Genomic DNA, 2,364 nt, shown 5'->3' with positions numbered 1-2,364 from the left:
GGCCGGTCGTGGGGCGGGCGTACAAGTTCCTGCTCGATCTCAGGCTCGACAAGGGCATGATCGGCAAGGAGGCGGCCACGGAGGCGCTGGTGGAGTGGGCCAGGTCAAACGACCTCGGCACGTGACGTGGTGGTGATCATCCGGTAGGCGAGCGCCGCCGCCGGATAGCCGAGCGAGATGATCAGCACGGCGGCGTACGACTTGCCGTCGGCGGGCAGGATCACCGCCGACACGGCGGCGGCGAGCACGTACATGCCGTTGAAGAGCATGTCGTAGATGGAGAACGCCCGGCCCCGGTAGATGTCCTCGACGTCGCGCTGGACCGTCGTGTCGGCGCAGATCTTGACGCTCTGCCCGGCCAGGCCCAGCACGAACCCGGCCACCGGCAGCCCCCACTCCTGGAACGGCAGCACGAGCACCGCCGTCAGCACACCGGCTCCGGCCATCGCGATCTGCACCCACCGCTCGATCCCGAACCACTCGGTCGCGTACGGGGTGACGATCACGGCGAGGGCGGTGCCGACGCCGGCGCCGATCACGACCAGGCTGACCCCGCGCAGCGCGGTCTCGGCGTCGCCGTCGGCGAAGTAGTAGCGGTAGAGGATGATGCCGAGCGCGGTGGACATGCCGAACAGGAAACGGTGCGTGGCCATCGCGCCCAGCGTCGCGGCGGCCACCCGGTGCCGCAGCAGGTGCTTGGCGCCGTCGGCCAGGCCGGTGACCACGTTGCGCAGCGCCTGGCGTGCCTGCGGCCGGTCGGGGTCGGGCCACGGGCCGAGGAGCTGGCGCTCCATCGTCCGCGCCACCAGTGCGCTCAGCGTGAACACCACGCCGGACGTGGCCAGCAGCAGCGCCACGCCGAAGTCGCCGCCGCCGAAGATCTCCCGCAGCAGGAATCCGACGCCCGCGCCGATGAACGTGGCCACCGTCCCCGACGTGGGGGTGACCGCGTTGGCCGCGATCAGCCGCTCCCGGGGGACCACGTGCGGCAGCGAGGCGCCGAGCGCGGACAGGAAGAACCGGTTGACGCCGAGCACCAGCAGCGCCGCACCGTAGAACAGCGGATCCGGCACGTCGGCGGCGATCAGCCCGGCTGCCACGAGCAGCAGCAGACCGCGTACGAAGGGCGCGACGACCAGGATCTGCCGCCGCGACCAGCGGTCGATGAACACGCCGACGAAGGGCCCGAGCACGCTGTACGGCAGCAGCAGCACGGCCAGCCCCGCGGCCACTTCGAGCGCGGTCGTCTGGTTCTCGGGGCTGAAGAAGGCGAAACCGGTCACGCCGAACTGGAAGATCCCGTCGGAGAACTGGGAGACGAGCCGGGTCCCGAACAGGCGCCGGAAGTCTCTGCCCTGAAGGACCACGCGGAGATCGGCGACGAACGACACTCCGTCAGCCTAGCCCCGTCCCCGTCGTCCAGGACGCGCGGATGCCGGTCCAGCAGGTGAACCCAGGGTTCCGCACACCACACATGATCACGTACGCTTCGAAGCGTGACGACTGAGGAACAGGTTGTGCTGGTCGATCGCAGTGGCCACGCGCTCGGCACCGCGCCGAAGACGTCGGTGCACTCCCGCGACACCCCCCTCCATCTGGCCTTCTCCAGCTACGTCTTCGATCGGGAAGGCCGCGTCCTGCTCACCAGAAGGGCCGACCACAAGATCACCTGGCCGGGCGTCTGGACCAACAGCTGCTGCGGCCACCCGCTCCCGGGCGAGCCGCTGGACCGCGCGGTCATGCGCCGGCTCGCCTACGAGCTGGGGCTGAAGGCCGAGCGCGCCGACCTGATGCTGCCCGACTTCGCCTACCGCGCCGTCATGGCCAACGGCATCGTCGAGCACGAGCTCTGCCCGGTCTTCCGGGTCACGGTCGCCGCGCCCGCCGTGCCCAACCCCGACGAGGTGGGGGAGGTGTCGTGGATGCCGTGGAAGGAGTTCGCCGAAGGCGTGCTGAACGGCCTGCTGGCGATCTCGCCGTGGTGCAGGGAGCAGGTGCCGCAGTTGGCGGAGCTCGGCTCCGACCCGCTCGCCTGGCGGCCGGCCTCCGCCGGCGAGCTGCCACCGGCCGCCCGTCTCTGAGCCGCCCGCCCCTGAGCCGCCCATCTCCGAGCGGCCCGTCTCCGCGCAGCCCGAGAGGCGGAAGGCGCCGGGCGCGACGCGGCGCGTCCGCGTGGGCGCAAACGCCGGGGCGCCGCGCCCGCTCGGGGGTGCGGCGCCCCGGGGACGGTCAGGAGGTCAGCGCTCGACCTCGCCTCTGATGAACTTCTCGACGTAGTCGCGGGCCTGGTCGTCGGAGTACTGCTCGGGCGGCGACTTCATGAAGTAGGAGGACGCCGACAGGATGGGCCCGGCGATGCCCCGG

2 protein-coding genes and 1 pseudogene are annotated in these 2,364 nt (G+C 71.4%); 1 reads left to right on the top strand and 2 read right to left on the bottom strand.

Going from position 1 to position 2,364, the window contains the following annotated elements; translation table 11 throughout:
• Positions 1-104: 104 nt before the first annotated feature.
• A complete protein-coding gene (locus tag E1294_RS51650; RefSeq protein WP_132520620.1) occupies positions 105-1,391 on the bottom strand; it encodes an MFS transporter in 1,287 nt (428 codons plus the stop codon).
• Positions 1,392-1,496: 105 nt separating this feature from the next.
• Here E1294_RS51650 and idi point away from each other — a divergent pair, with 105 nt between their 5' ends.
• Complete coding sequence (idi, locus tag E1294_RS51645; RefSeq protein WP_132520616.1) at positions 1,497-2,081, top strand: isopentenyl-diphosphate Delta-isomerase; 585 nt, start codon at positions 1,497-1,499, stop codon at positions 2,079-2,081.
• 156 nt (positions 2,082-2,237) lie between these two features.
• On the opposite strand, the pseudogene E1294_RS56970 reads toward idi, so the two are convergent.
• A pseudogene (locus tag E1294_RS56970) lies at positions 2,238-2,364 on the bottom strand (inositol-3-phosphate synthase); the annotation flags it as partial.

Origin of the sequence: Nonomuraea diastatica, from assembly GCF_004349015.1 — a bacterium.
GTDB classification, from domain to species: Bacteria; Actinomycetota; Actinomycetes; order Streptosporangiales; family Streptosporangiaceae; genus Nonomuraea; species Nonomuraea diastatica.
Note: the sequence above shows the minus strand (reverse complement) of the source record. Positions and strands in the feature narration are given on the sequence as shown.